At 44.7% G+C, this 1,415-nt stretch carries 3 protein-coding genes; 2 read left to right on the top strand and 1 reads right to left on the bottom strand.

Features of this window, described 5'->3' with window-relative positions:
* Positions 1-29: 29 nt before the first annotated feature.
* A complete protein-coding gene (tatC, locus tag ACTXGO_RS13755) occupies positions 30-869 on the top strand; it encodes a twin-arginine translocase subunit TatC (protein WP_435949793.1) in 840 nt (279 codons plus the stop codon).
* A 54-nt stretch (positions 870-923) separates the two neighbouring features.
* On the opposite strand, the gene ACTXGO_RS13750 is transcribed toward tatC, so the two are convergent.
* Positions 924-1,058, bottom strand: a complete 135-nt coding sequence (locus ACTXGO_RS13750; protein WP_435949794.1) for a hypothetical protein — start codon at positions 1,056-1,058, stop codon at positions 924-926.
* Positions 1,059-1,074: 16 nt separating this feature from the next.
* On the opposite strand from ACTXGO_RS13750, the gene ACTXGO_RS13745 reads away from it, so the two are divergent.
* Positions 1,075-1,415 (top strand): DEAD/DEAH box helicase family protein (locus ACTXGO_RS13745; RefSeq protein ID WP_459112936.1); only part of this gene is annotated, 341 nt, incomplete at its 3' end.

Raw genomic sequence — 1,415 nt, 5'->3', positions numbered from 1 at the left:
GCCTCTAAAAATATCTCGGAGGCTGACTGATGAAGCTATTTAAGCGGCAAAAAAGTCGCCAAGAAAAAATAGCAACTGATGAGGAGCTCACCTCAACAGGTAACTTGTCAGGCGCATTTGCCGATATGCCTATCACTGAGCATTTGATAGAACTGCGAGCGCATCTGATAAAGATTTGCGCGGCTATCTTGATTATCTTTTTGGCGCTAGTTGGGTTCTCCCGTGAGCTGTATGACTTTTTGTCAGATCCGCTAGTGGCGCAGCTACCTGCCAACTCGACGATGATCGCAACTGACATTACCTCAAACTTTATGGCGCCGATACGCTTGACCATATTTGTCGCCGCGTTCTTTGCGATGCCCTATATCTTGTATCAAATCTGGTCTTTTGTCGCCCCAGGACTGTATAAAAAAGAGAAAAAAGTCGCTATCCCCGTTCTATTTTCTTCTATTGTTTTATTCTATGCAGGCGTAGCTTTTGCCTATTTTGTGGTGCTCAAAGGCGTGCTCAAATTCTTTATCGTGTTTGCACCGCAAAATGTGCTGCCAATGACAGATATCGATAGTTATTTAAGCTTTGCTCTAAAACTATTTATGGTCTTTGGCGTAACCTTTGAGATTCCAGTAGTGACCTTGTTGTTGATATTGGCTGGTATTGTCTCCATTGACAGCTTAGAAGATAAACGCCGCTATATTATCGTCGGCTGTTTTGCGATTGCAGCGGTAGTCACGCCGCCTGATGGCGTCTCTATGCTAATGCTCGCGTTTCCGATGTGGTTATTGTTTGAGCTGGGACTATTTTTGGCAAAAATTTTGATAAAAAAAGAACCTAACGCTGATTCGACAGCAGCCGTTAAATTAGATAAGTAGGTGAATTTATGGGTTTTTTGACTTAAAGTAGGGCGCGCAATCTGCTACTATAGCTTAGCTTTTCACCCGTTTGCTTTTGCTTATTTTTACCTTTAATTGCACCTCAGCCATTGCCAATACAGTGGCTTTTTTTGCCCCTGCTGTTTTGCCCATATTCCAATACTTTAGCTTGAGCAAATAAGCTTTCATACCTTAGGTAACCTTTATGTCTGCATCTATGCCCGCTTATATGACCGACCCCACCGATGAGCAGCTAAATGCACTTAATATGGCGATGGATCAAAAGTCATTTAAAGTAGTGGCCTATGCAGGTGCGGGTAAAACGACGACGCTTAAGCTTATCGGGGAGCGCTTGCGCGGGCGCGGTTTATACTTAGCTTTTAACAAAGCAATCGCTAACGATGCGCGAGCGAAATTCCCCCCACACGTTGATTGCCGTACTTTTCACTCATTGGCGTATCGGCACGTGGCGCGTGATATCACCGCCAAATTGTCCTTGCCTAGGTTCTCGCCCAAACGCTTGGGCGATGATTTGGGCTTGCAGCC

This window comes from Psychrobacter sp. T6-1 (assembly GCF_052258445.1).
The sequence above is the reverse complement of the archived record's forward strand: the minus strand, read 5'-3'. Positions and strand labels throughout refer to the sequence as shown.

Bases quoted from the DNA above. Each gene is read 5' to 3' on its own strand.
- tatC (WP_435949793.1), top strand. From the start codon at position 30: ATGAAGCTATTTAAGCGGCAAAAAAGTCGCCAAGAAAAAATAGCAACT.
- ACTXGO_RS13750 (WP_435949794.1), bottom strand. From the start codon at position 1,058: ATGAAAGCTTATTTGCTCAAGCTAAAGTATTGGAATATGGGCAAAACA.